General features: G+C 71.6%; 23 protein-coding genes. 2 read left to right on the top strand and 21 right to left on the bottom strand.

The window, feature by feature from the left end; all coding sequences use genetic code 11:
• Nucleotide 1 precedes the first annotated feature (1 nt).
• Nucleotides 2-274 (bottom strand): flavin reductase, encoded by a 273-nt coding sequence (locus SALPAC2_RS25645; protein ID WP_080636854.1) that lies wholly within the window; start codon nt 272-274, stop codon nt 2-4.
• Nucleotides 271-468: a hypothetical protein gene (locus tag SALPAC2_RS0102345; protein ID WP_018215024.1), complete on the bottom strand. Its 198-nt coding sequence runs from the start codon at nt 466-468 to the stop codon at nt 271-273. Before SALPAC2_RS0102345 ends, SALPAC2_RS25645 begins: the two co-directional genes overlap by 4 nt.
• 450 nt (nt 469-918) lie before the next feature.
• Here SALPAC2_RS0102345 and SALPAC2_RS0102340 point away from each other — a divergent pair, with 450 nt between their 5' ends.
• Both SALPAC2_RS0102340 and SALPAC2_RS0102335 read left to right on the top strand, forming a co-directional pair.
• A complete protein-coding gene (locus tag SALPAC2_RS0102340; RefSeq protein WP_026184326.1) occupies nt 919-1,728 on the top strand; it encodes a helix-turn-helix domain-containing protein in 810 nt (269 codons plus the stop codon).
• Nucleotides 1,725-1,910, top strand: a complete 186-nt coding sequence (locus SALPAC2_RS0102335; protein WP_050563070.1) for a DUF397 domain-containing protein — start codon at nt 1,725-1,727, stop codon at nt 1,908-1,910. The genes SALPAC2_RS0102340 and SALPAC2_RS0102335 overlap by 4 nt, the downstream gene beginning before the upstream one ends.
• Before the next feature lie 365 nt (nt 1,911-2,275).
• On the opposite strand, the gene SALPAC2_RS0102330 is transcribed toward SALPAC2_RS0102335, so the two are convergent.
• The 19 genes from SALPAC2_RS0102330 to ribH all read right to left on the bottom strand — a co-directional run bounded on the left by SALPAC2_RS0102330 (nt 2,276) and on the right by ribH (nt 20,535).
• A complete protein-coding gene (locus SALPAC2_RS0102330) occupies nt 2,276-2,920 on the bottom strand; it encodes a DNA-3-methyladenine glycosylase (RefSeq protein ID WP_018215021.1) in 645 nt (214 codons plus the stop codon).
• Between the two features lie 70 nt (nt 2,921-2,990).
• Complete coding sequence (argH, locus tag SALPAC2_RS0102325; protein ID WP_018215020.1) at nt 2,991-4,421, bottom strand: argininosuccinate lyase; 1,431 nt, start codon at nt 4,419-4,421, stop codon at nt 2,991-2,993.
• Nucleotides 4,418-5,626, bottom strand: coding sequence for an argininosuccinate synthase (locus SALPAC2_RS0102320; RefSeq protein ID WP_018215019.1), 1,209 nt, complete (start codon nt 5,624-5,626; stop codon nt 4,418-4,420). Before SALPAC2_RS0102320 ends, argH begins: the two co-directional genes overlap by 4 nt.
• On the bottom strand, nt 5,623-6,138 hold the full coding sequence (locus tag SALPAC2_RS0102315; RefSeq protein ID WP_018215018.1) for an arginine repressor: 516 nt from the start codon (nt 6,136-6,138) through the stop codon (nt 5,623-5,625). Before SALPAC2_RS0102315 ends, SALPAC2_RS0102320 begins: the two co-directional genes overlap by 4 nt.
• A complete protein-coding gene (gene argF / locus SALPAC2_RS0102310) occupies nt 6,135-7,100 on the bottom strand; it encodes an ornithine carbamoyltransferase (protein ID WP_018215017.1) in 966 nt (321 codons plus the stop codon). Before argF ends, SALPAC2_RS0102315 begins: the two co-directional genes overlap by 4 nt.
• On the bottom strand, nt 7,097-8,458 hold the full coding sequence (locus SALPAC2_RS0102305; RefSeq protein ID WP_018215016.1) for an acetylornithine transaminase: 1,362 nt from the start codon (nt 8,456-8,458) through the stop codon (nt 7,097-7,099). The genes argF and SALPAC2_RS0102305 overlap by 4 nt, the downstream gene beginning before the upstream one ends.
• Nucleotides 8,455-9,342: an acetylglutamate kinase gene (gene argB / locus SALPAC2_RS0102300; protein WP_018215015.1), complete on the bottom strand. Its 888-nt coding sequence runs from the start codon at nt 9,340-9,342 to the stop codon at nt 8,455-8,457. The genes SALPAC2_RS0102305 and argB overlap by 4 nt, the downstream gene beginning before the upstream one ends.
• Before the next feature lie 58 nt (nt 9,343-9,400).
• Nucleotides 9,401-10,573 (bottom strand): bifunctional glutamate N-acetyltransferase/amino-acid acetyltransferase ArgJ, encoded by a 1,173-nt coding sequence (gene argJ / locus SALPAC2_RS0102295; protein ID WP_018215014.1) that lies wholly within the window; start codon nt 10,571-10,573, stop codon nt 9,401-9,403.
• Entirely contained in the window at nt 10,570-11,571 is a 1,002-nt protein-coding gene (gene argC, locus SALPAC2_RS0102290; RefSeq protein WP_018215013.1) for an N-acetyl-gamma-glutamyl-phosphate reductase, read from the bottom strand. Before argC ends, argJ begins: the two co-directional genes overlap by 4 nt.
• A 185-nt stretch (nt 11,572-11,756) precedes the next feature.
• Entirely contained in the window at nt 11,757-14,342 is a 2,586-nt protein-coding gene (gene pheT, locus SALPAC2_RS0102285) for a phenylalanine--tRNA ligase subunit beta (RefSeq protein WP_018215012.1), read from the bottom strand.
• 36 nt (nt 14,343-14,378) lie between these two features.
• On the bottom strand, nt 14,379-15,446 hold the full coding sequence (pheS, locus tag SALPAC2_RS0102280) for a phenylalanine--tRNA ligase subunit alpha (RefSeq protein WP_018215011.1): 1,068 nt from the start codon (nt 15,444-15,446) through the stop codon (nt 14,379-14,381).
• Between the two features lie 166 nt (nt 15,447-15,612).
• Nucleotides 15,613-16,575 (bottom strand): TrmH family RNA methyltransferase, encoded by a 963-nt coding sequence (locus tag SALPAC2_RS0102275; RefSeq protein ID WP_018215010.1) that lies wholly within the window; start codon nt 16,573-16,575, stop codon nt 15,613-15,615.
• 29 nt (nt 16,576-16,604) lie between these two features.
• The gene (rplT, locus tag SALPAC2_RS0102270) at nt 16,605-16,997 is read right to left on the bottom strand and encodes a 50S ribosomal protein L20 (RefSeq protein WP_018215009.1); all 393 of its coding nucleotides are present in this window, start codon (nt 16,995-16,997) and stop codon (nt 16,605-16,607) included.
• A 33-nt stretch (nt 16,998-17,030) separates the two neighbouring features.
• Nucleotides 17,031-17,225, bottom strand: a complete 195-nt coding sequence (gene rpmI, locus SALPAC2_RS0102265) for a 50S ribosomal protein L35 (protein WP_011905775.1) — start codon at nt 17,223-17,225, stop codon at nt 17,031-17,033.
• Between the two features lie 20 nt (nt 17,226-17,245).
• Nucleotides 17,246-17,860, bottom strand: coding sequence for a translation initiation factor IF-3 (infC, locus tag SALPAC2_RS0102260; RefSeq protein ID WP_011905774.1), 615 nt, complete (start codon nt 17,858-17,860; stop codon nt 17,246-17,248).
• 388 nt (nt 17,861-18,248) lie between these two features.
• Nucleotides 18,249-18,728 (bottom strand): PH domain-containing protein, encoded by a 480-nt coding sequence (locus SALPAC2_RS0102250; RefSeq protein ID WP_018215008.1) that lies wholly within the window; start codon nt 18,726-18,728, stop codon nt 18,249-18,251.
• 77 nt (nt 18,729-18,805) lie between these two features.
• On the bottom strand, nt 18,806-19,651 hold the full coding sequence (gene hisG / locus SALPAC2_RS0102245; RefSeq protein WP_018215007.1) for an ATP phosphoribosyltransferase: 846 nt from the start codon (nt 19,649-19,651) through the stop codon (nt 18,806-18,808).
• 51 nt (nt 19,652-19,702) lie between these two features.
• Entirely contained in the window at nt 19,703-19,966 is a 264-nt protein-coding gene (locus SALPAC2_RS0102240; RefSeq protein ID WP_018215006.1) for a phosphoribosyl-ATP diphosphatase, read from the bottom strand.
• 71 nt (nt 19,967-20,037) lie between these two features.
• Nucleotides 20,038-20,535 carry a 6,7-dimethyl-8-ribityllumazine synthase gene (gene ribH / locus SALPAC2_RS0102235; protein ID WP_018215005.1) on the bottom strand — a complete coding sequence of 166 codons (498 nt, stop codon included), beginning with the start codon at nt 20,533-20,535 and terminating at the stop codon, nt 20,038-20,040.

The following is a 20,535-nucleotide window of genomic DNA, read 5'->3' as shown; positions in this document are numbered from 1 at the left end:
CTCAGCCGACCCACGAGAGGAAGCGGCGATAGAGGTCGGATGCTCTACTGACCTGCGAAAGTTGTGCATCCGCCTCGGCCATCAATGCGCTCAGATAAACACGCAGCGCGACCAGGTTTGCGCGGTACTCGATCAGGAGGGCGGCCCGAGCCGACTGGCAGGGCCACTCGGCCCGGCAGGTGCCGCAACCCCACAGGGGGCGCATGGGTAGGTGTGGCTGGTCGGCGACGTGCCCGCCCGGATTCGGCCCGGGGACCTTCGGGCTGGTCGTCATCGCAGCACCCGCAGCACGATGGCCGCCACGACGATCGCCAGGATGAGCGCCGCGATCAGCTGGTGCCGGGTGGTGGCCGACGACGGGGGCGTGCTCGGCGTGTTCGGCCGCACCCGGTCGCCGTCGGGCAACGGCGGCGAGCCGTACGGGTCGGGATGTGCCTGCCGGGCGGCGGGCGGGTTGTCGTCGGCCATCAGAGCCTCCTCAGCCCGGCGAGCACAGCCTCAAGGATATCGATACCTGGGTGCGAGGCGTAGTACACCCGCACACGACCCACGGCACGACCGTGAGTCCCGGCGCTCAGCAGCTGCCCTGCATCCTTTTCCGGCCCAGCATCCTTCGCTCCGTTGTGGTTGATCGAATAAGTGGGAGCGGTCCTGGTATTCCCAACTGGCTGTTCGACTGTGGCTGGCAAAGCAGACTCCCGGACGTGAGTGGATGTTGATGGACCGCTCCCACACCCGCTGGATATGGGAGCGGTCCGACAGCGCCTCCGGCGGGCTCGGACACCTCCACCGGCTTGCGCCGTCTGGTTCCACCATGGGCGTTGACCGACTACTCTCGGAACACCTCACGCCCGATTGCGGAGAGCGGCAGTCGTTCGAAGCACGGCAGGGAATTGATCTTTCGGATTGTGGAAAGGCGTGGAATCCGTGGCTGTTTCACCCTCCGAGTACCTGTTGCGCGAGCTACGGCGGCGACGCACCGCAGCAGGGCTAACCCAGGCGCAGCTAGGCGAGAGGCTTTTTCGGTCGGACTCCCAAGTGAGCGCGATAGAGACCGGCTCTAAAGCCCCAACGCGTGAATACCTAGCCGATATGGATAAAGCGCTAGATCTGGGTGACCACTTTGTGACCATATGGGACGAGCTGGTACGAGGTGACGCTACGCCCGTCTGGCTACGTGAGTGGCTGGTGGTCGAGCGCGAGGCGACATTGCTGCGGTGGTACGAGCCTGCTTACGTGCCCGGCATCCTCCAGACGGAGGCGTACGCGCGAGCAACGTTGAGTAACGGCCTTCTGATGGCGGACGAGGTTGAGGAGCGAGTCGCATCCCGGCTAGAGCGACAATCCGCCTTAACCAACAGTACGCCTACACACCTCGTGGCGGTCGTGGACGTAATGGTCTTACGCCGGCAGATTGCCGGACAGCCAGAGGTAATGGAAGATCAAATCGAACGCATGATCAAGCTCGCGGCGCTACCGCACGTGCAGGTCCTCGTAGTTCCCGAGGAGGCAGGCATCTACCCCGGTTTGCAGGGAGGGTTCATCCTGGCGACAATTGAGGACGGGAGCGTGGCGGCGCACCTGGACCACCAGGTCGAGGCACGGGTGGTGAACCAGCCGGATCGACTTGCTACTCTCCAGCGCGTCTGGGAGGTAGTTCGAAGCGAAAGCCTCTCACATAGACAGTCACTCGAAGTCATCAAGAAGGCGGCGCAGACATGGACATGACAGGTGCCAAGTGGCACAAGTCGACTTACTCGGGCGCTAACGGCGGATCTTGCGTGGAGGTGGCAAGCAACCTTCCCAGCGTCGTGTTCGTACGGGACACCAAGGACCGAGATGGTGGCAGCCTCCGTTTCAACCCCCAGGCGTGGCAGGCATTCGTCGCGCAGCTTCCCGAGCAACACTGACCCACGGTCAGCAGCACAAAGGCCCGACTCGCAGGGAGTTGGGCCTTTGCGCTAGAAGCTTCAGCTACTGTGGGCGCCCTCGGACAAGGGCCCAAAGCCCGCAGGTACAGATCACCGCGGTCCACCAGAAGGCCTTGGCCAGTGGCGAAGCCTTTCGAATCACGGTCGACATCACGTCACCTCCTCGCTCCACAACCCCATGGAGGCTATCGGGCCCAATGTCTCCGATCGATCGACCATCCGGCGGTCCCGAGGCCCCGAACGGCCCACCTCCCGCACCGTTCTGCGGCTCGACACGCGCGATCTCGAGCCGCTGCTAACCCAGATCGATGCGGCCCTCCGGCGGCGCTACCAGGCGAAGCTGCTCAGGCGCCGGGGCGAGCGGAGCGGCGCCGGGGGACGTGGCGGCGGTAGGTGCTAACGGTCGGATCACCGGCGACCCAGAACCGCCACGGCACGTCGTGCGCCCCGGTGACGCCGACCCGTGGCCCGGCCGCTACCGCAGTTTCCGGCACTGGTTCGCGGGGTGGACGCAATCGGATCGGGCCGTCGCCGAGCAGGTACTGCCCGTACGCCGAGCGGTCAACGCCCAGTGCGGCGCAGAGCCGGGCCGGCCCCCGGGCGAGGTCGCGGTCAGAGCGCGCCGTCTGACGGCGGGACCGGGCCTGGGCGTGGCCGGCGATCACTTCTCCCGCCCGCACCAGCACCGCCGAGGCCTCCCCCTCTGGGCCGGTCACCACGTTCAAGGCCCAGTGCATGCCGTACGTGAAGTAGACGTAGACGTGCCCGGATGGGCCGAACATCGCCGCGTTGCGGGGAGTGCGCCCTCGGTGGGCGTGCGAGGCCGGGTCCTGGGCGGTGCCCGCGTACGCCTCGACCTCGGTGATGCGGAGGGTGACCTCGCCGGCGCGGAGCCGGGCGCCGAGCAGACCGCGCGCCGCCGGCACGACCGGCCCGGCGAGCAGGCCCGCCAGCTGCGCGAGGCCGGCTGCGGGTTCGGGGTACGCCATCACAGCCGCGACGCTACCCCGGCAGGTGTGGGCTGCCCGAGCGGGCGGCCCACACCTCCGGTGCGCTGCGTCAGCGGGGAACGACCTGCTCGGCGGCCCACTCCCGCCAGCCGGCGAGCTGGTCGGCGGCGGCGGCGAGCTGCTCGGCAACCGGACCCGGGCCGGTGGAGCCCGGGGTGGTGCGGGCGGCGAGCGCGCTCTGGACCGACAGCACGTCCCGCACCGACGGGTCGAGGTGCTCGCTGACCGCGACGAGGTCGTCGTCGGAGACCTCGTCGAGCGCGCAGTCCCGGGCCACGCAGAGCGCCACCAACCGTCCGGTGATCTCATGCGCCTCGCGGAACGGCACCCCGCGGCGGACCAGCCAGTCCGCCACCTCGGTGGCGAGCGAGAAGCCCTCCGGCGCGGCGGCGACCAGCCGGTCGGCCCGTACCGTCATCGTGGAGATCATCCCCGCGAGGGCCGGCAGGAGCAGCTCCAGCGTGTCCACCGCGTCGAAGGCGGGCTCCTTGTCCTCCTGCATGTCCCGGTCGTAGGTCATCGGCAGGCCCTTGAGCATGGTGAGTACGCCCACCAGGCCCCCGACGAGCCGGCCGGACTTGCCTCGGGCCAACTCGGCGATGTCCGCGTTCTTCTTCTGCGGCATGATCGACGAGCCGGTGGCGAAGGCGTCATCCAGCTCCACCCAACCGAACTCCGGCGACGTCCACAGCACCACCTCCTCGCCGAGGCGGGACAGGTGCACGCCGACCAGCGCGGTGGTGAAGAGGAACTCGGCGACGAAGTCGCGGTCGGCGACGGCGTCCATCGAGTTGGCGAAGGACGTACGGAAGCCCAGTTCCCGGGCGACCGCCACCGGGTCCAGCGGCAGGCCGGAGCCGGCGAGCGCGCCGGCGCCGAGCGGACTGATCGCGGTGCGGTGGTCCCAGTCGCGCAGCCGCTGTAGGTCACGCAGTAGCGGCTGCACATGGGCGAGTAGCCAGTGCCCGAAGGTGACCGGCTGGGCGGGCTGCAGGTGGGTCATGCCCGGGGTCGCGGTGTCCACGTGCCGCCCGGCCTGCTCGACCAACGCCTCGGCCAGCTCCACCAGCCGCGCGGCCACGCCCCGGGCGTGGTCCCGCAGGTAGAGCCGCAGGTCCGTGGCGACCTGGTCGTTGCGGGAGCGGCCGGCCCGCAGCTTGCCGCCGAGCCGGCCGAGCCGCTCCAGCAGCCCCCGCTCCAGGGCGGTGTGCACGTCCTCGTCGTCCACGGTGGGCCGGAACGTGCCGGCGACGCAGGCGGCCTCCAGGTCGTCCAGGGCGGCCAGGATCTGCCCCAGCTCCTCGGCGTCCAGCAGGCCGGCACCGGCCAGGACCCGGGCGTGCGCCCGGGACCCCGCGAGGTCGTAGGGGGCGAGCCGCCAGTCGAACTGCACGCTCACCGACAGCCGGGCGAGTGCCTCGGCCGGGCCGCCGGCGAAGCGGGCTCCCCACAGGCTGGTCCGGTTGGTGCCCGCGCTCACTGCGCCCCACCCAGCCGGGCGTCCCGCTCCGCCGACATCTTGCTGGGCAGGCCCCAGAGCTGCACGAACCCCTTGGCGAGGGACTGGTCGAAGGTGTCACCGGTGTCGTAGGTGGCCATGCCGAAGTCGTACAGGCTGGCCTCGGACCGCCGGCCGGTGGCGGTGACCCGGCCGGCGTGCAGGGTGAGCCGTACCTCGCCGGAGACGTGCTGCTGCGAGTCGTCGACGAAGGCGTCCAACGCGTCCTTCAGCGGGGAGAACCACAGGCCGTCGTAGACCAGCTCGCCCCAGCGCTGGTCCACGCTCCGCTTGAACCGGGCCAGGTCACGCTCGACGGTGACCGCCTCCAGCTCCTGGTGTGCGGTGATCAGCGCGATCGCGCCCGGCGCCTCGTACACCTCGCGGCTCTTGATCCCGACGAGCCGGTCCTCGACCATGTCCAGCCGGCCGACGCCCTGCGCGCCGGCACGCCGGTTCAGCTCCACGATCGCCTGGTACGGGGTGACCGTCTCCCCGTCGATCGCGACCGGGTTGCCGGCGTCGAAGGTGATGACGACCTCGTCTGCGTCCCGCGGCTGGGCCGGGTCTGCGGTGTAGGAGTACAGGTCCTCGATCGGCGGGTTCCAGATGTCCTCCAGGAAGCCGGTCTCGACGGCCCGGCCCCACAGGTTCTGGTCGATCGAGTAGGGCGACTTCGTCGACACGTCGATCGGCAGCCCCTTCTCCTCGGCGAACGCGATCGCCTTGTCCCGGGTCCAGGCATAGTCCCGGGCCGGCGCGACGATCCGCAGGTCTGGGGCGAGCGCGCCCAGGCCGACCTCGAAGCGCACCTGGTCGTTGCCCTTGCCGGTGCAGCCGTGCGACACGATGGTGCCGCCGTGCTTGCGGGCCGCGGTCACCAGGTGCTTGACGATCAGCGGCCGGGACAGGGCCGAGACCAGCGGGTACCGGCCCTGGTAGAGGGAGTTGGTCCGGACCGCGGGCAGGCAGTACTCGGCGGCGAACTCGTCGCGCGCGTCGACCACCTCGGACTCCGCGGCCCCGCAGTCGAGCGCCCGCTGCCGGATCACCTCCAGGTCCTCACCGCCCTGCCCGACGTCGACCGCCACGGCGATCACCTCGGCGCCGGTCTGCTCGGCCAGGTACGGGATCGCGACGGAGGTGTCCAGCCCTCCGGAGTACGCCAGTACGACCCGCTCAGTCATGATGTGATGCTCCTTTCAACGTTGTCTTCGCGGCGGGCCCAGCCGGCGAGTTGATCGCCGAGCGCGGCTCCGCCGTCGGCCGCGCGGGCCACGACGAGGATGGTGTCGTCGCCGGCGATCGTGCCGACGACCTCGGGCAGGCCGGCGCGGTCCAACGCGCTGGCCAGGTACTGGGCCGCACCCGGTGGGGTACGGAGCACGGCGATGTTGCCGCTGGCGTCCACCCCGTTGAGTAGCTCGCGCAGCAGGCGCACCAGACGCGCCGGCGCGGTCTCGGCCTCCCGCAACGGCCGCTGGCCGTCCTCCGGGATCAGGTAGACGCCGCGGCCGTCGCCACCGCGCACGGTGACCGCGCCGAGTTCCTTGAGGTCGCGGGAGAGGGTCGCCTGGGTGGCCTGGATGCCCTCCCCCGCCAGCAGGTCACCCAGCTCGGTCTGCGAGTGGATCGCCTTGTCGCGGATCAGTTCGACGATGCGGGCGTGCCGGGCGGCGCGGGTCAGCGGGGCGCTCATGCCCGCTGCCCGGTGGTGCTGACCGATGCCGGTGCGTCCGGGGTGGTCCCGAGGAGGAACGTCAGCAGCGCCTTCTGGGCGTGCAGCCGGTTCTCCGCCTGGTCGAAGACGGCGCTCTGCGGGCCGTCGAGCACCTCGTCGGTGATCTCGTCGCCGCGGTGCGCGGGCAGGCAGTGCAGCACGATCGCGTGCGGCGCGGCGTGTGCGAGCAGCGCGGTGTTGACCTGGTAAGGGCGGAACGGGGTGACCCGGTCCAGCCCGTCGGACTCCTGCCCCATCGAGGTCCAGGTGTCGGTGGCGATGGCGTCGGCGTCGCGGACCGCCGCCACCGGGTCGGTGCCGGTACGTACCGACCCGCCGGTGCCCGCGGCGATCTTCTCCGCCCGGGCCAGCACCGCCGGGTCCGGGCTGAACCCGGCGGGCCCGGCGATCCGGACGTGCATGCCGGCGGCGGCGCCGGACAGCAGGTACGAGTGGCACATGTTGTTCGCCGTGTCGCCCAGGTACGTCAGCGTCCGCCCGGCGGTACCGCCGAGGTGCTCGCGGATGGTGAGCAGGTCGGCCAGGAGCTGGCACGGGTGGTACGTGTCGGTGAGCGCGTTGATCACCGGCACGGTCGCGTGCGCGGCGATCTCGGCGATCCGCTCGTCCCCGTGGGTCCGCAGCACGATCGCCGCCACGTAGCGGGAGAGCACCCGTCCGGCGTCGGCGAGGGTCTCGCCCCGGCCGAGGTGGGTCACCTGGCTGTCCACCACCAGCGAATGTCCGCCCAGCTCGGCGATGCCGACGTCGAAGGACATCCGGGTCCGCAGGCTCGGCTTGTCGAAGAGCACCGCCACGGCTCGCGGGCCGGCCAGGGGGCGGTACCCGAAGCGGTCCGCCTTCATGCCGGCGGCCAGGTCGAGCACGGTCGCCTGCTCGGCGGGGGTGAGGTCGTCGTCCCGCAGGAAGTGCCGGATCATGCCCTGGCCTCCGTCGTGGTTGGGGTGGTCGGAGTCGAAATTCTGGCCGGTTGGGCCGGTGGGCTGGGGTTGCCCGGTCCCGTTGACCGGTGCCCGGTTCCCGAGGCCGAGTCGGCGGCGGCGCGAGTCGCGTCGAGGCCCGCCGGGGTCGAGTCGGCCCCGACGCGGGTCGCGTCGAGGCCGGCCGGGGTCGGGCTGGCAGCGTTGAGGGCCGCCGGCAGGGCGGCCAGGAAGGCGTCGGCCTGGTCGGCAGTGAGAATCAGCGGTGGGGCGAGCCGGATGACACCCGGCTGCACCGCGTTGGCCAGGAAGCCCGCCTCCCGCAGCGCCTCTACGGCGACCGCCGCGACCGGCGCGGTCAGCACGATCCCGAGCAGCAGGCCGGCGCCCCGTACCTCGGCGACCAGGGGATGGTGGAGCGCCTGGACACCCCGGCGCAGCCGGTCTCCGACCCGCTCGACGTGGTCGAGCAGCCCGCTGCCGGCGATCGTGGACAGCACCGCCAGCCCGGCGGCGCAGCTGATCGGGTTCCCCCCGAAGGTGGTGCCGTGGGAGCCGGGGCGCAGCAGGTCGGCTGTGGGGCCGAAGGCGATGCAGGCGCCGAGCGGCAGGCCGCCGCCGAGGCCCTTGGCGAGCGTCACCACGTCCGGTTCGATGCCCTCGGCCTGGTGGGCGAACCAGTGCCCGGTACGGCCAATCCCGGTCTGCACCTCGTCGAGCACCAGCAGGGCGCCGTGCTCGGCGGTGATCCGGCGGGCCTCGGCGAGGTAGCCGGCCGGCGGTACGACGATGCCGTTCTCCCCCTGGATCGGCTCCAGGATCACCATCGCGGTCGCGTCGGTGACGGCCGCCGCCAGCGCGGCGCTGTCGCCGTAGTCGACGTGGGTGACGGTGGCGGGCAGCGGACGGAACGGGTCGGCCTTGGCCGGCTGGCCGGTGAGCGCCAGCGCCCCCATGGTGCGGCCGTGGAAGCCGCCCCGGGTCGCGACGACCTCGGTCCGCCCGGTGAGCCGGGAGATCTTGAACGCCGTCTCGTTCGCTTCGGCGCCCGAGTTGGCGAAGAAGACCCGTCCCGGTCGGCCGGCGAGGGCGAGCAGCAGCTCGGCTAGGGCCACCGGCGGCTCGGCGGCGTACAGGTTCGATACGTGCCCCAGCGTGGCGACCTGCTTGGAGACGGCGGAGACCACCGCCGGGTGGGCGTGGCCGAGGGTGTTGACGGCGATGCCGCCGAGCAGGTCCACGTACTCCCGGCCGGTGTCGTCGACCACCACGGCGCCGGCGCCGCCGACCAGCGCCAGCGGCGGCGTACCATAGCTGTCCATCATGGACTCTTGCCAGCGGTCGCGGAGCGGGCTCATTCGGGAATCACCATGGTTCCGAAGCCTTCCGAGGTAAAGATCTCCAGCAGGGTCGAGTGCGCGACCCGCCCGTCCACGACGTGCGCGGCGGGTACGCCCCCGCGCACCGCCCGCAGGCACGCCTCCATCTTGGGAACCATCCCCGACTCCAGGGACGGCAGCAGCTTCTCCAGCTCCTTCGCGGTGACCTCACCGATCAGGCTGGACCGGTCCGGCCAGTTGGCGTACAGGCCCGGCACATCGGTCAGGACGACCAGCTTGCGCGCCCGCAGCGCGATCGCCAACGCCGCCGCGGCGGTGTCCGCGTTGAGGTTGTGCGGCACGCCGTCCGCATCCGGGGCCACCGTCGAGAGCACCGGAATCCGGCCGGCCTCGAGCAGGTCGGTCACCACCGAGATGTCCGCCGACTCCACATCGCCGACCTGGCCGATGTCGACCGGCAGCCCGTTGACGTACGCCGGGCGTCGGACCGCGGTGAACAGACCCCCGTCCTCGCCGGAGAGCCCCACCGCGAACGGACCATGCGCGTTGATCAGCCCGACCAGTTCCCGGCCGACCTGCCCCAGGAGCACCATCCGGGCCACGTCCATCACCTCGGGCGTGGTGACCCGCAGCCCGCCCCGGAACTCACTGTCGATGCCGAGGCGGTCCAGCATCGCCGAGATCTGCGGTCCGCCGCCGTGCACCACGACCGGCTTCAGGCCGGCGTAACGGAGAAAGACCATGTCCGCGGCGAACGCCCGCCGCAGCTCCGGATCGGTCATGGCGTTGCCGCCGTACTTGACCACGACGGTCGAGCCGGCGAACCGGGCCAGCCACGGCAGCGCCTCGATCAGGGTGGCGGCCTTGGCCTGGGCGCCGGTGAGGTCCGCGGTGAAGCTCATGCCCGAACCTGCCTTCCGTCTCCGGTCGCGGTACCGCGCCACGCGGCGATCCCCGTACTCACGACGAGTACGCCGAGTTCTCGTGCACGTACCCGTGGGACAGGTCGTTGGTCCAGATCGTCGCCGCGGCCGCGCCCGCCCCCAGGTCGATGCAGATCGTCACGTCCATGCCCCCGAGGTCGACCTTGGACCGGTCCTCGGCGGCGGCGCCGCCCCGGCACACCCACACCCCGTTCACGGCCACATCGACCCGCTCCGGCTCGAACACCGCAGCGGTGGTGCCGACGGCGGCGAGGATGCGACCCCAGTTCGGGTCGTTGCCGAACAGCGCGGTCTTGACCAGGTTGTTCCGGGCCACGCTTCGGCCTACCTCGACGGCGTCGTCCTCGCTCGCCGCGCCGACCACCTCGATCGTGATCTGCTTGGTGGCGCCCTCGGCGTCGGCGACGAGTTGCTGCGCGAGGTCGTGCGCGACGGCGGTGACCACGGCGGTCAGCTCGGCCTCGGTGGGCGCAACGCCGCTCGCACCGCTGGCCAGCAGCAGCACCGTGTCGTTGGTGGACATGCACCCGTCCGAGTCGACCCGGTCGAAGGTGACCCGGCAGGCGGCCCGCAGCGCGGCGTCCAGGGTCTCCGGGTCGGCGACCGCGTCGGTGGTGAGCACGCTGAGCATCGTGGCCATCGCCGGCGCGAGCATGCCCGCGCCCTTGGCCATCCCACCGACGGTGAAGCCCGCACCGTGCCCGACCGCGTTCTTCGGCCGGGAGTCGGTGGTCATGATGGCCTCGGCGGCGGCCGGTCCCCCGTCCTGGCTCAGCGCCTCGACCGCCGTACCCACCCCGGGCAGGAGCCGGTCCATGGGCAGCCGCTCGCCGATCAGGCCGGTGGAGCAGACGGCCACCTCGCCCGCGCCGAGGTCCAGCCCGGGGGCGACGGCGGTCAGTGCCGCCGCGGTGTGCTCGGCGGTGGCGTGGGTGTCCTGGAAGCCACCGGGGCCGGTGCAGGCGTTGGCGCCGCCCGAGTTGAGGATCGCGGCGCGGACCAGACCGCCCCCGACGACCTGCTGGGTCCAGAGCACCGGCGCGGCCTTCACCCGGTTGGCGGTGAAGACACCGGCCGCCCCGGCATGCGGGCCGTCGTTGACGACCAGGGCAACGTCGGCCGCCCCGCCCTCCTTGAGCCCGGCGGACACCCCGGCCGCCCGGAATCCACGGGGAGTGGTGACGCTCACGGGGTGACCCCCCAGACGGACAGGCCGGTGGCCTCCGGCAGGCCGAGCATGATGTTGGCGTTCTGCACCGCTTGGCCGGCCGCACCCCGACCGAGGTTGTCCAGGCCGCTGACCACGATCAGCCGTCCGGCGTCAACGTCAACGGTCGCCTGCAGGTGGCAGGAGTTGGAGCCGAGTGTCGCGGCGGTGTGTGGCCACCGCCCCTCGGGCAGCACGTGTACGAAGGGCGCGTCCGCGTACGCCTCGGCGAGCACCGCCTGCGGGTCGACCTCGCGTACGGGCACGGCGGTGACGGTCGCGAGGATCCCCCGTGGCATCGGCGCCAACACCGGGGTGAACGACAGGCTGGTCGCCCCGGTCGCCTGCTTGATCTCCGGAACGTGCTGGTGCGCACCGACCCGGTACGGCGACAGGTCCCCCATGACCTCGCTGGCGAGCAGGTGCGCCTTGGCGGCGCGACCGGCGCCCGAGGTCCCGGAGGCGGCCACCACCACCACGTCGGCGGGCTGGGCCGCACCGGCGGCGATCAGCGGGGCGAGCGCCAGGATGATGGCGCTGGCGTAGCAGCCGGGGTTGGCCACCCGGGTCACGGCGGCGATCCGCTCGCGCTGACCCGGTAGCTCAGGCAGACCGTAGGTCCACTGCCCGGCGTGGGTGCCGCCGTAGTAGTTGGCCCAGGCGTACGGGTCGGCCAGCCGGTGATCAGCACCGAGGTCAACCACGCGCACCTCCGGCGGCAGCTGGGCGGCCAGCGCCGCCGACTCGCCGTGCGGCAGCGCCAGGAAGACCAGATCGGCATCGGCCAGGGCCGCCGGGTCGGTCTTGGCCAGCACCAGATCCAGCCCGGTCAGCTGCGGGTGCACGGTGTCCAGCCGGTGGCCGGCCTGGCTGTGCGCGGTGGCGGCGACCAGGTCGAATTCCGGGTGCCCGGCGATCAGGCGCAGCAGTTCACCCCCGGCGTAACCGCTCGCCCCAGCGACCGCAACTCGGATCCCCATACCTACCTCCGTATGACAATGCAGGGAAGGTTAGCAGCGACTGCATGATCATACAAAGCATTGCATGGCGATGAGGCCGTGTTCTGGATCACCGGCCGCCACCCACGGAAGGGCCCGCGTCGCGATACGCGACGCGGGCCCTTCGACGGACAACCCCAAACAGCGGGAAGAGGCGAGATCCGCCCTCACACGCCGCGGAGAGTAGCGCCGAAGCGCTCCGCGGCGCAGGCAACCGCCGCGTCCCGCGCCGCGACCGCCTCCTCCACCGTCAACGTCCGGTCCGGCGCCCGGAAGATCAGCTGGTACGCCAACGACCGACGACCCGCGCCGAGCTGCGCACCGACGTAGACGTCGAAGAGCCGAACCGACTCCAACAGCGCACCGGCCCCCGCCACCAGCGCCCCCTGCACCTCGGCCACCGGCACGTCGACATCGACCACCAGCGCCACATCGATCAGGGCGGGCGGGAAGGACGAAAGCACCGGGGCCTGCCGCACCGGGGCCGCCGGAACCGCGTCCAGGTCCAGCTCCATCGCGGCCGTACGGCGGGGCAGCTCCAGCTCGGCGATCACCGCCGGATGCAGCTCCCCCGCGTACCCGACTGCCACGCCATCCACCACCAGAGACGCACAGCGCCCGGGGTGCCAGGGGGCGTGCTCCACGGCTCGCACGGCCACCCGGTCGGCGGGAATGCCGGCGGCGGCGAGCACCGACCGGGCCGCCGCGACCGCATCCGCCCAGCCGGCCGGGCGTCCCTCGCCCCACCAGCCACCCGGCTCGACCTCACCGGCGAGCACCACGGCGACATGCCGCGGCTGCTCCGGCAATACCGCGTCGGCGGCGGCGAACTCCGCGTCCGACGGCCGGTGCTCCACCCCCATCGCCGGCGGAGAACCGGCCGCCGCCCGCGGATGGAAGACCGTTCCGATCTCGTACAGCGCAAGGTCCCGCTGGCCTCGGCTCAGGTTCCGTCGGAGCACCCCGAGCAGCGGGCCGAGCAGCATCGTCCGCAGCGCCGGCTCCTCCTCCGACAGTGGGTTAGCCAGCCGCACCGCCCGCCGCCGGGCATCATCGGCCGGCAGGCCCAGCTGGTCAGCCAGCTCGACCGACACAAACGGCGCCGAGAGCACCTCCACGTACCCCTGGTCGGCGAGCATCCTGGCCACCGCCCGCTGGCGCCGCTGCTGCCAGGTCAGGCCCCGGCCGGCGGGGGCCACCGGCAGCACCGCCGGCACCCGGTCGTAGCCGTCGAGGCGAACCACCTCCTCGACCAGGTCGGCCGGGTCGGTCAGGTCGGGCCGCCAGGTCGGCGGAGTAACCAGGAACGACACCGCGCCACCGGCGTCGACGCCCACCGCACCCGGATCCGCGGCGAGCCGATCCGGGCCGGTCACGACCGTGCAGCCGACCTCGGTGAGCAGGGCAGCCACCCGGTCCGGCGAATAGGCCACCCCGACCCGTCGCGACGGAAGATCCGCCGGCAGGACCACCGGGGTCGGCGCCGACACATGATCGATATCGAGGATCTCCGCACCGGCCGCGCCGCCGCCATGCTCCACCAGCAGCCGCACCGCCCGCTCGACGGCGACCAACGGCAGGGCCGGGTCAACACCCCGCTCCCACCGCTTGGCCGCCGCGCTGAACAGCCGGTGCCGGCGGGCCGTGCGCCCCACCATCACCGGATCCCAGTGCGCGGCCTCGAACAAAACGTTGTTGGTCTCCGCGACCACCTCGCTGCTCTCCCCACCCATCACGGCGGCGAGCGAGATCGGGACACCGGCGTCCGCGCCAGCAGCCGGGTCCGGGTTCGGCAGCCCGGCGTCACAGATCACCATGTCCTCGGCGACCAGCGTGCGCGCCACCCCGTCCAGGGTGGTCAACCGCTCCCCCGCCACCGCCCGGCGGACCACCAGCGAGCCGGTGATCCGGTCGGCGTCGAAGGCGTGCATCGGCTGGCCCAGCTCGAGCATCACGTAGTTCGTGATGTCGACCGGCAGCGAGAGGCTGCGGATACCGGCGGTGGTGAGCCGCTGGACCATCCAGGCCGGCGACGGCGCGGCCGGGTTGACACCGCGGACCATCCGCGCCGCGAACCGGTCACAGCCGACCGGATCCCGCACCTCCACCGGGTACGCGGGCTCCTCGGTGCCGGCTGGGGCGGACGCGAGGCCCGGGTCCCGGAACGCCACCCCGAAGGCGTGCGACAACTCCCGGGCGATCCCCCGCACCGACATCTGATAACCCCGGTCCGGGGTCAGCTCCACCTCGACCACCACGTCGTCGAGGCCCACCACAGGGCGGGCGTCGTCACCCGGCTTGGCGGGGCTGGAATCGGGCAGCACGATGATGCCGGCGTGGTCGTCGCCCAGGCCCAGCTCCTTCACCGAGCAGATCATTCCCTTGGAGTCGCGCCCGTACGTCCGGCGCGCCCCGATCGCGAAGTCTCCGGGCAGCACCCCGCCGGGGAGGATCACCACCACCCGGTCGCCGACCGCGAAGTTACGCGCCCCGCAGACGATCTCCTGCAACTCGCCGGTGCCGTTGGCGTCCCCGACGTCCACCCGACAGAAGCGGATCGGCTTCTTGAAGCCGGTCAGCTCCTCAATCTCCCGCACCTCGCCGACGACCAGCGGCCCGGTGACCGTGGCGGCCAAGTCCACGACGGACTCCACCTCGAGACCGAGGCCGACCAGGGACTGCTCAAGGTCGGCTGGGGTCAGGTGCGCCGGCAGGTCAACGTACTCACGCAGCCAACTGACAGAAACTCGCATGACTCAGATCACCGTCTCCGTAACTCGTGCCCGCGCCTACGCGCCGTACCCGAACGCCCGGGCGAACCGGACGTCCCCCTCCACCAGGTCCCGCATGTCGCCGACGCCGTGCCGGAACATGACCGTACGGTCGATGCCCATGCCGAAGGCGAATCCGGAGTAGACCTCCGGGTCGATGCCGCAGGCCCGCAACACCCGCGGGTTCACCATGCCGCAACCACCCCACTCGACCCACTGCGCACCCTTGCGGTGCTCCGGGAACCACACGTCGAACTCCGCCGACGGCTCGGTGAACGGGAAGTAGTGCGGCCGGAAGCGGGTTCGCGCCTGGGGCCCGAACATCGCCCGAGCAAAGTGGTCCAGCGTGCCACGCAGGTGCGCCATCGTGATGCCACGGTCCACCACCAGGCCCTCGACCTGGTGGAAGACCGGCGCGTGGGTGGCGTCCAGTTCGTCGGTCCGGTAGACCCGGCCCGGGCAGATCACGTGGATCGGCGGCGTACGGGTCAGCATGGTCCGCGCCTGCACCGGGGAGGTGTGGGTCCGCAGCACCATGCCGGAGTGCTCCGGCGCGACGTGGAAGGTGTCCATCAACCCCCGCGCCGGATGGTCCGGCAGGATGTTGAGCGCGTCGAAGTTGGTCCACTCCAACTCGACCTCGGGGCCCTCAGCCACCTCATAGCCCATTCCGACGAAGAAGTCGGTGATCTGCTCCATCAACGTGCTGACCGGGTGGCGCGCCCCGACCGGACGCCGGTCGGACGGCAGGGTGACATCCACCCGCTCCTCGACCAGCATCCGCTCGGCCTGCTCCCGCTCCAGTACCTGCGCGCGCGCGGCGTAGGCGCTCTCGATCGACCGGCGGGCCTCGTTGACCCGCTTGCCGGCGTCGGCCTTGGCGGCCGGCGGCAACGCGCCGATCTCACGTCGGGCCAGCGACGCCGGCGCCCGGTCCCCGAGGTGGGCCGGGCGCAGCGCGGTCAGCTCATCCGGATTGGCGGCGGCGGCGAACGCCACCTCGGCGGTGGCGACAGCCTCGGCCAGTGCGGCCGGGTCGAGCAGGGCAACCTGCTTCGGGTCGTACGGGTCGTTGCGGTAGGACATGGCGTACAGGCACTCCCTCACGGCGGCGCCGGCCTTGTCAGGCGGCGAAGCGAGTCTACGGACGTGCGGCTGTGCCGCAGCCCGCCGGTGGGAGTCGCGCGGAGAGCGGGTCAGGCCCGCCGCCCGCCGACACCGGCGGGCTGGCTAAACGAACGACGTTGCGCGTTCACGGGCGGCCGCTCTCCTTCGCTGTCTCGCTCGCAGTGCCGGCCTCAACAGCCGCTACTTCCTCGACCGTAGGTGTGGTCTCCACCGCGGTTGTGGCCTCGACCGGGCGCGGGGACGACGGCCGGCGCTGCGCTCTCGCTGAAGCGTACAGGCACACCGCCGCCGCGGCAGCCAGGTTAAGGCTCTCCGCCCGCCCATGCAGTGGCACCCGGACCCGGGCTGCGGCGGCCGCCGTCAGCTCGGCGGGCAGGCCGTGCGCCTCGGAGCCGAAGACCCAGGCGGTGGGGGCGGCCAACCGGCCGGCATCAACCAGGTCGTCCAGGTCGTCCGCGCCGTATCCGGTGGTGGCCAACACGGCGAGCCCGGCGGCCCGCAGGTCGGCGAGCACCTGCAACGGATCGGGCGCCCGCACCACGTCCACGTGGAACAGGCTGCCCGCCGACGCCCGCACCACCTTGCCGTTGTAGGGGTCGACCGCCGTACCGGCGAAGACCACCGTCTGGGCTCCGGCCGCGTCGGCGGTACGCAGCACCGTGCCGGCGTTGCCCGGATCGCGGATGTCGGCGAGGACGGTGACCAGCCGCGGCGCCCGGGCGAGAGCGGTGGCCAGCGGCAGGTCGAGATGTTGACAGACGGCGACCAGGCCCTGAGGAGCGACCGTCTCGGCGAGCCCGGCAAGCGCCGCGTCGGTTACCTCGGAGACGGGGAGGTCAGCGGCGGCGGCCTGGGCGGCCAGCTCCCGGTACCGGTCCAGGGCGGCCGGCGTACCGAAGAGTTCCAGGACCGTGCCCGACCGAGCCAGTGCCTCGCGGACCGCCTGTGGACCCTCGGCCAGGAACCGACCGGTGGCCTCGCGGTCCCGGCGGCGGTGCAGCCGACGGGCCGCCACGATCCGGGGGGTGCGGGGGGTGAGTGGTCCGGAGACGGCGTCGAGGCGCCTCCCGTGCGGTCGTGACTGCATGGGAGACGCCTCGCGCTGCCGTGGGTGGATCAGGCGGCCTGGGCGCCGGCGCCGCCGGTGCCCTGCTCCGCGACGGCCGCACGGGCCTTCTCGACGATCGCCGCGAAGGCGGCGGCGTCGTTGACGGCTAGGTCGGCCAGGATCTTCCGGTCGACCTCGATGCCGGCCAGCTTGAGGCCCTGGATCAGACGGTTGTAGGTAAGCCCGTTGGCGCGGGCACCCGCGTTGATCCGCTGGATCCACAGCTGCCGGAAGTCGCCCTTGCGGTCGCGACGGTCCCGGTAGGAGTACTGCATCGAGTGCAGCACCTGCTCCTTGGCCTTGCGGTACAGCCGCGAGCGCTGACCGCGGTAGCCACTCGCGGTCGCGAGCAGGGTACGGCGCTTCTTCTGGGCGTTCACAGCCCGCTTGACGCGTGCCATCTCAGCTCCTTCGTTGGTTCAGGGTGGCGCGCGTCAGCGGCCGAGCAGCTTCTTGATGCGCTTGACATCCGGCTTGGCCACCTCGACCAGCCCGGTCAGCCGGCGGGTACGGGTGGAGGACTTCTTCTCCAGGTTGTGGCGCAGGCCGGCCTGCTGCTTCACGATCTTGCCTTTGCCGGTCACCCGGACGCGCTTGCCCATCCCGGTGTGGCTTTTCATCTTCGGCATGTGGAACGTCTTCTCCCCTGCTACTCGCCGGCAGTTCCGGCGGGTCCGGCCGCCTCGGCCGGCGGTGCTGCCGCGGCGGCACCGGACTCCCGCTCGCCCCGCGGAAGTGCGCCGCCGCGGGCCGCTGTGGCAGCAGCCTTGGTGGCGCGGTGCGGTGCGAGCACCATGATCATGTTTCGACCGTCCTGCTTCGGCGCGGCCTCGACGTACCCCAGCTCCGAGATCTCGGACTCGAGCCGACGCAGGAGCCGGTAGCCCAGCTCCGGGCGGCTCTGCTCGCGACCCCGGAACATGATCGTCACCTTGACCTTGTCGCCCGCCTTGAGGAACCGCACCACGTGACCCTTCTTGGTCTCGTAGTCATGCGGATCAATCTTCGGCCGAAGCTTCATTTCCTTGATGACGGTCTGCTGCTGATTACGCCGCGCTTCGCGCGCCTTCAGTGCGCTCTCATACTTGAACTTGCCGAAGTCCATGAGCTTGCACACCGGCGGGCGCGCCATTGGCGCAACCTCGACCAGGTCCAGGTCGACGTCCGCGGCCAGCTGAAGGGCGCGCTCCAGCGGGACGATGCCCACCTGCTCACCCTCGGGACCGACCAGTCGGACCTCACGTGCCCGGATCTGCTCGTTCACGCGTGGTTCGACGCTGATGGGGCCTCCTCGAGTCGAGTCTTCTGCATTGCCGACCCGGCGGCTCCCGGGTGGGAACCGACCCGGAAAGCAGAAGGCCCCGGCAGCTGCCGGGGCCCGCTCGACCGGTCGGCACGACCAGATAGTCGCGCATCCGACACCGAGGCATGCTCGGAATCGGGGACCGGACCCGGCCGCCGCACGGCGACTCAGGTGGGAGCAGGCGCTCCGCTTTCAAAGCCAGCCGCGAAGCCGCAGCTGGCCTGGTCGTTTCCCGTAGCCTACACCCCGCGCCGGTCCACCCCAAACCGGGCATCAGCCCCGCGCCGCAGGACCGCCGTTCTCAGTGGCCGGCGGGGTCAGTGACGGCCAGGGTCAGTGGCCGGCAGGGTCAGTGGCCGGCAGGGTCAGTTGCGGCGCTGCCCGCAGCCAGCCGGGCCTGGTGCAGCCGGCGCAGCCGGCGGACCGCGTCCACCGCCAGCTCCTTGTCGGCGGCCTGGAGAGCAAGCATCGGCACCAGGTCGTCATCGTGCAGCTCAAGGCTGGCCCAGGGCGCCCCGCGGTCGAACCGGACGCCACGGACGAGCTCCCAGGGCAGCTCGTACGAGCCGATCACGTTCTGCACCCGGACCCGCTGCGCGTCAGCCTCCACCCGCGGCCGGGTGAAGAGCAGGAAGGCAAGGGCGCCGAGCACGCCGAGACCGACCATGCCGAGTTGGTCGCCTCGCTGAAACGAGCCATAGCCGCTGCCGGTCGCACCGTGCAGCGACGTCGCCAACACCGTGAACAGCAGCACCAGGGCAACCGCCGAGGCCCAGCAGACCAGCCGGATGCGCCGGGGCCGAATCCGGAACGCTTCGGTTTCGCTCACCGCACCAGTCTGCCACCCACACCCGGGCGGCCCGCGCCCGGCACACAGCCGGGCGCGGCGAGACGCCGCCGGGGACGTCAGAGACGGCAGGCCTGAATGTTGGTGACCAGGATCGCGCGGGCACCGACCTGGTACAACTCGTCCATGATCCGGTGCACATCGTCGCGGAGCACCATCGCCTGCACCGCTACCCAGCCCTCCCGGTGCAGCCGGGAGACGGTTGGCGACTCGATGCCCGGAGTCAACGAACTGGCCCGAGCCAACAGGTCGGCCGGAACGTCGTACGTCAGCATCACGTAACGCCGGGCGACGAGCACGCTCTGCAGACGGCGGAGCAGCAGCTCACACTGCGGGTGGGGCGGCGCGGCAGCGCGGCAGACCAGGACCGCGGACGAGCGCAGCAGCGGCTCACCGAAGACCACCAGGCCGGCCTGACGCAGCGTGGCACCGGTCTCCACCACATCAGCGACCACGTCGGCGAGGCCCAGCCGGATGGCGTTCTCCACCGCGCCGTCCAGGCGGATCACGTCGGCCTTGACGCCCAGCTCGGCGAGGTGCCGCTCCACCAGGCCGGGGTATGCGGTAGCGACCCGACGCCCGTCCAGGTCCTGCGCCGACGCGATGTCCTCGGGTCGAGCGGCGAATCGGAAGGTGGCCTGGCCGAAGGCCAAGTCGACCACCTCGGTGGCGGGCGCACCGGAGTCGACTAGGAGGTCCCGGCCGGTGATGCCGACGTCCAGGTCTCCGGAGCCGACGTAGGTGGCGATGTCCTTCGGGCGCAGGTAGAAGAACTCAATGTCGTTCGAATCGTCCCGGCAGACCAGGTCCTTCGGGTCGGTTCGCTGGCGGTAGCCCGCCTCGCGCAACATCTGAGCGGCCTTCTCGGCCAAGGTCCCCTTGTTGGGTACCGCGACTCGCAGCATGGCGGAATGCTCCTTGTCGGAAAGCGGAAGGGTCGGTCGGCACGGGGACACTCACAGATGTCGGTAGACGTCCTCGAGGTCGAGACCAGTAGCGAGCATCAACACCTGCACCTGGTAGAGCAGCTGGGAGATCTCCTCGGCGGTCCGCTCGGGCCCCTCGTGCTCGGCTGCCATCCAGGACTCGGCCGCCTCCTCGACGACCTTCTTGCCGACGAAGTGCACCCCCTTGTCCAGGGCCGCGACGGTGCCCGAGCCGGGGGTGCCGGCAGCGGCCTTGGCCTGCAGCTCGGCGAACAACTCCTCGAACGTCTTCACAGGGTCGATTCTTGCAACCGGCTGGCCACCGCGGCTCCACCGGGATCGGTGTGTCCCACGATGCCGAAGCGTCAGGCGCCGAAGCCCACCCGCGGGGTGGCGCCAGCCAGGCCCCGAACCGCGAGCGCCGCGTCGAGGACCGCGACGGTCGCCGCCCAGCCCTTGTCCTCCGCCGAGCCGGGCAGCCCGGCCCGGTCCCGAGCCTGCTCGATCGTCTCCACGGTCAGCACACCGTGCCCCACCGGCTTCCCCTCATCCAGGGCGATCCGGGTGAGCCCGTCGGTAACCGACCGACAGACGTAGTCGAAGTGAGCGGTGGCCCCCCGGACTACCACCCCGAGCGCCACCACCGCGTCGCAGCGCCGGGCGAGCGCCTGCGCCACCACGGGTAGCTCTACCGAGCCAGCCACCCGGGCCACCCGGACACCGGCCCCACACGCTTCGGCGGCGGCGACCGCCCGGTCAAGCATGTGGTCGGTGAGCTCGCCGTGCCAGCGGGCAGCGACCACCCCGACGGTCAGACCCCCGGCAGCAACAGCATCGATGCCCGGTTCCCCGAAGCCCGCCAT

The organism is Salinispora vitiensis (genome assembly GCF_000378825.1).
Taxonomy (GTDB): Bacteria; Actinomycetota; Actinomycetes; order Mycobacteriales; family Micromonosporaceae; genus Micromonospora; species Micromonospora vitiensis.
Note: the sequence above shows the minus strand (reverse complement) of the source record. Positions and strands in the feature narration are given on the sequence as shown.

Excerpts from the sequence above, each read along its gene's own strand:
- SALPAC2_RS25645 (WP_080636854.1), bottom strand. The coding sequence starts at position 274 with ATGACGACCAGCCCGAAGGTCCCCGGGCCGAATCCGGGCGGGCACGTC.
- SALPAC2_RS0102305 (WP_018215016.1), bottom strand. The coding sequence starts at position 8,458 with ATGAGCCCGCTCCGCGACCGCTGGCAAGAGTCCATGATGGACAGCTAT.
- ribH (WP_018215005.1), bottom strand. The coding sequence starts at position 20,535 with ATGGCGGGCTTCGGGGAACCGGGCATCGATGCTGTTGCTGCCGGGGGT.
- SALPAC2_RS0102335 (WP_050563070.1), top strand. The coding sequence starts at position 1,725 with ATGACAGGTGCCAAGTGGCACAAGTCGACTTACTCGGGCGCTAACGGC.
- hisG (WP_018215007.1), bottom strand. The coding sequence starts at position 19,651 with ATGCTGCGAGTCGCGGTACCCAACAAGGGGACCTTGGCCGAGAAGGCC.
- rplT (WP_018215009.1), bottom strand. The coding sequence starts at position 16,997 with ATGGCACGCGTCAAGCGGGCTGTGAACGCCCAGAAGAAGCGCCGTACC.
- SALPAC2_RS0102320 (WP_018215019.1), bottom strand. The coding sequence starts at position 5,626 with ATGACTGAGCGGGTCGTACTGGCGTACTCCGGAGGGCTGGACACCTCC.
- SALPAC2_RS0102315 (WP_018215018.1), bottom strand. The coding sequence starts at position 6,138 with ATGAGCGCCCCGCTGACCCGCGCCGCCCGGCACGCCCGCATCGTCGAA.
- SALPAC2_RS0102275 (WP_018215010.1), bottom strand. The coding sequence starts at position 16,575 with ATGCAGTCACGACCGCACGGGAGGCGCCTCGACGCCGTCTCCGGACCA.
- argB (WP_018215015.1), bottom strand. The coding sequence starts at position 9,342 with ATGAGCTTCACCGCGGACCTCACCGGCGCCCAGGCCAAGGCCGCCACC.
- SALPAC2_RS0102330 (WP_018215021.1), bottom strand. The coding sequence starts at position 2,920 with ATGGCGTACCCCGAACCCGCAGCCGGCCTCGCGCAGCTGGCGGGCCTG.
- argF (WP_018215017.1), bottom strand. The coding sequence starts at position 7,100 with ATGATCCGGCACTTCCTGCGGGACGACGACCTCACCCCCGCCGAGCAG.
- pheS (WP_018215011.1), bottom strand. The coding sequence starts at position 15,446 with ATGTCCTACCGCAACGACCCGTACGACCCGAAGCAGGTTGCCCTGCTC.
- pheT (WP_018215012.1), bottom strand. The coding sequence starts at position 14,342 with ATGCGAGTTTCTGTCAGTTGGCTGCGTGAGTACGTTGACCTGCCGGCG.
- rpmI (WP_011905775.1), bottom strand. The coding sequence starts at position 17,225 with ATGCCGAAGATGAAAAGCCACACCGGGATGGGCAAGCGCGTCCGGGTG.
- SALPAC2_RS0102345 (WP_018215024.1), bottom strand. The coding sequence starts at position 468 with ATGGCCGACGACAACCCGCCCGCCGCCCGGCAGGCACATCCCGACCCG.
- argC (WP_018215013.1), bottom strand. The coding sequence starts at position 11,571 with ATGGGGATCCGAGTTGCGGTCGCTGGGGCGAGCGGTTACGCCGGGGGT.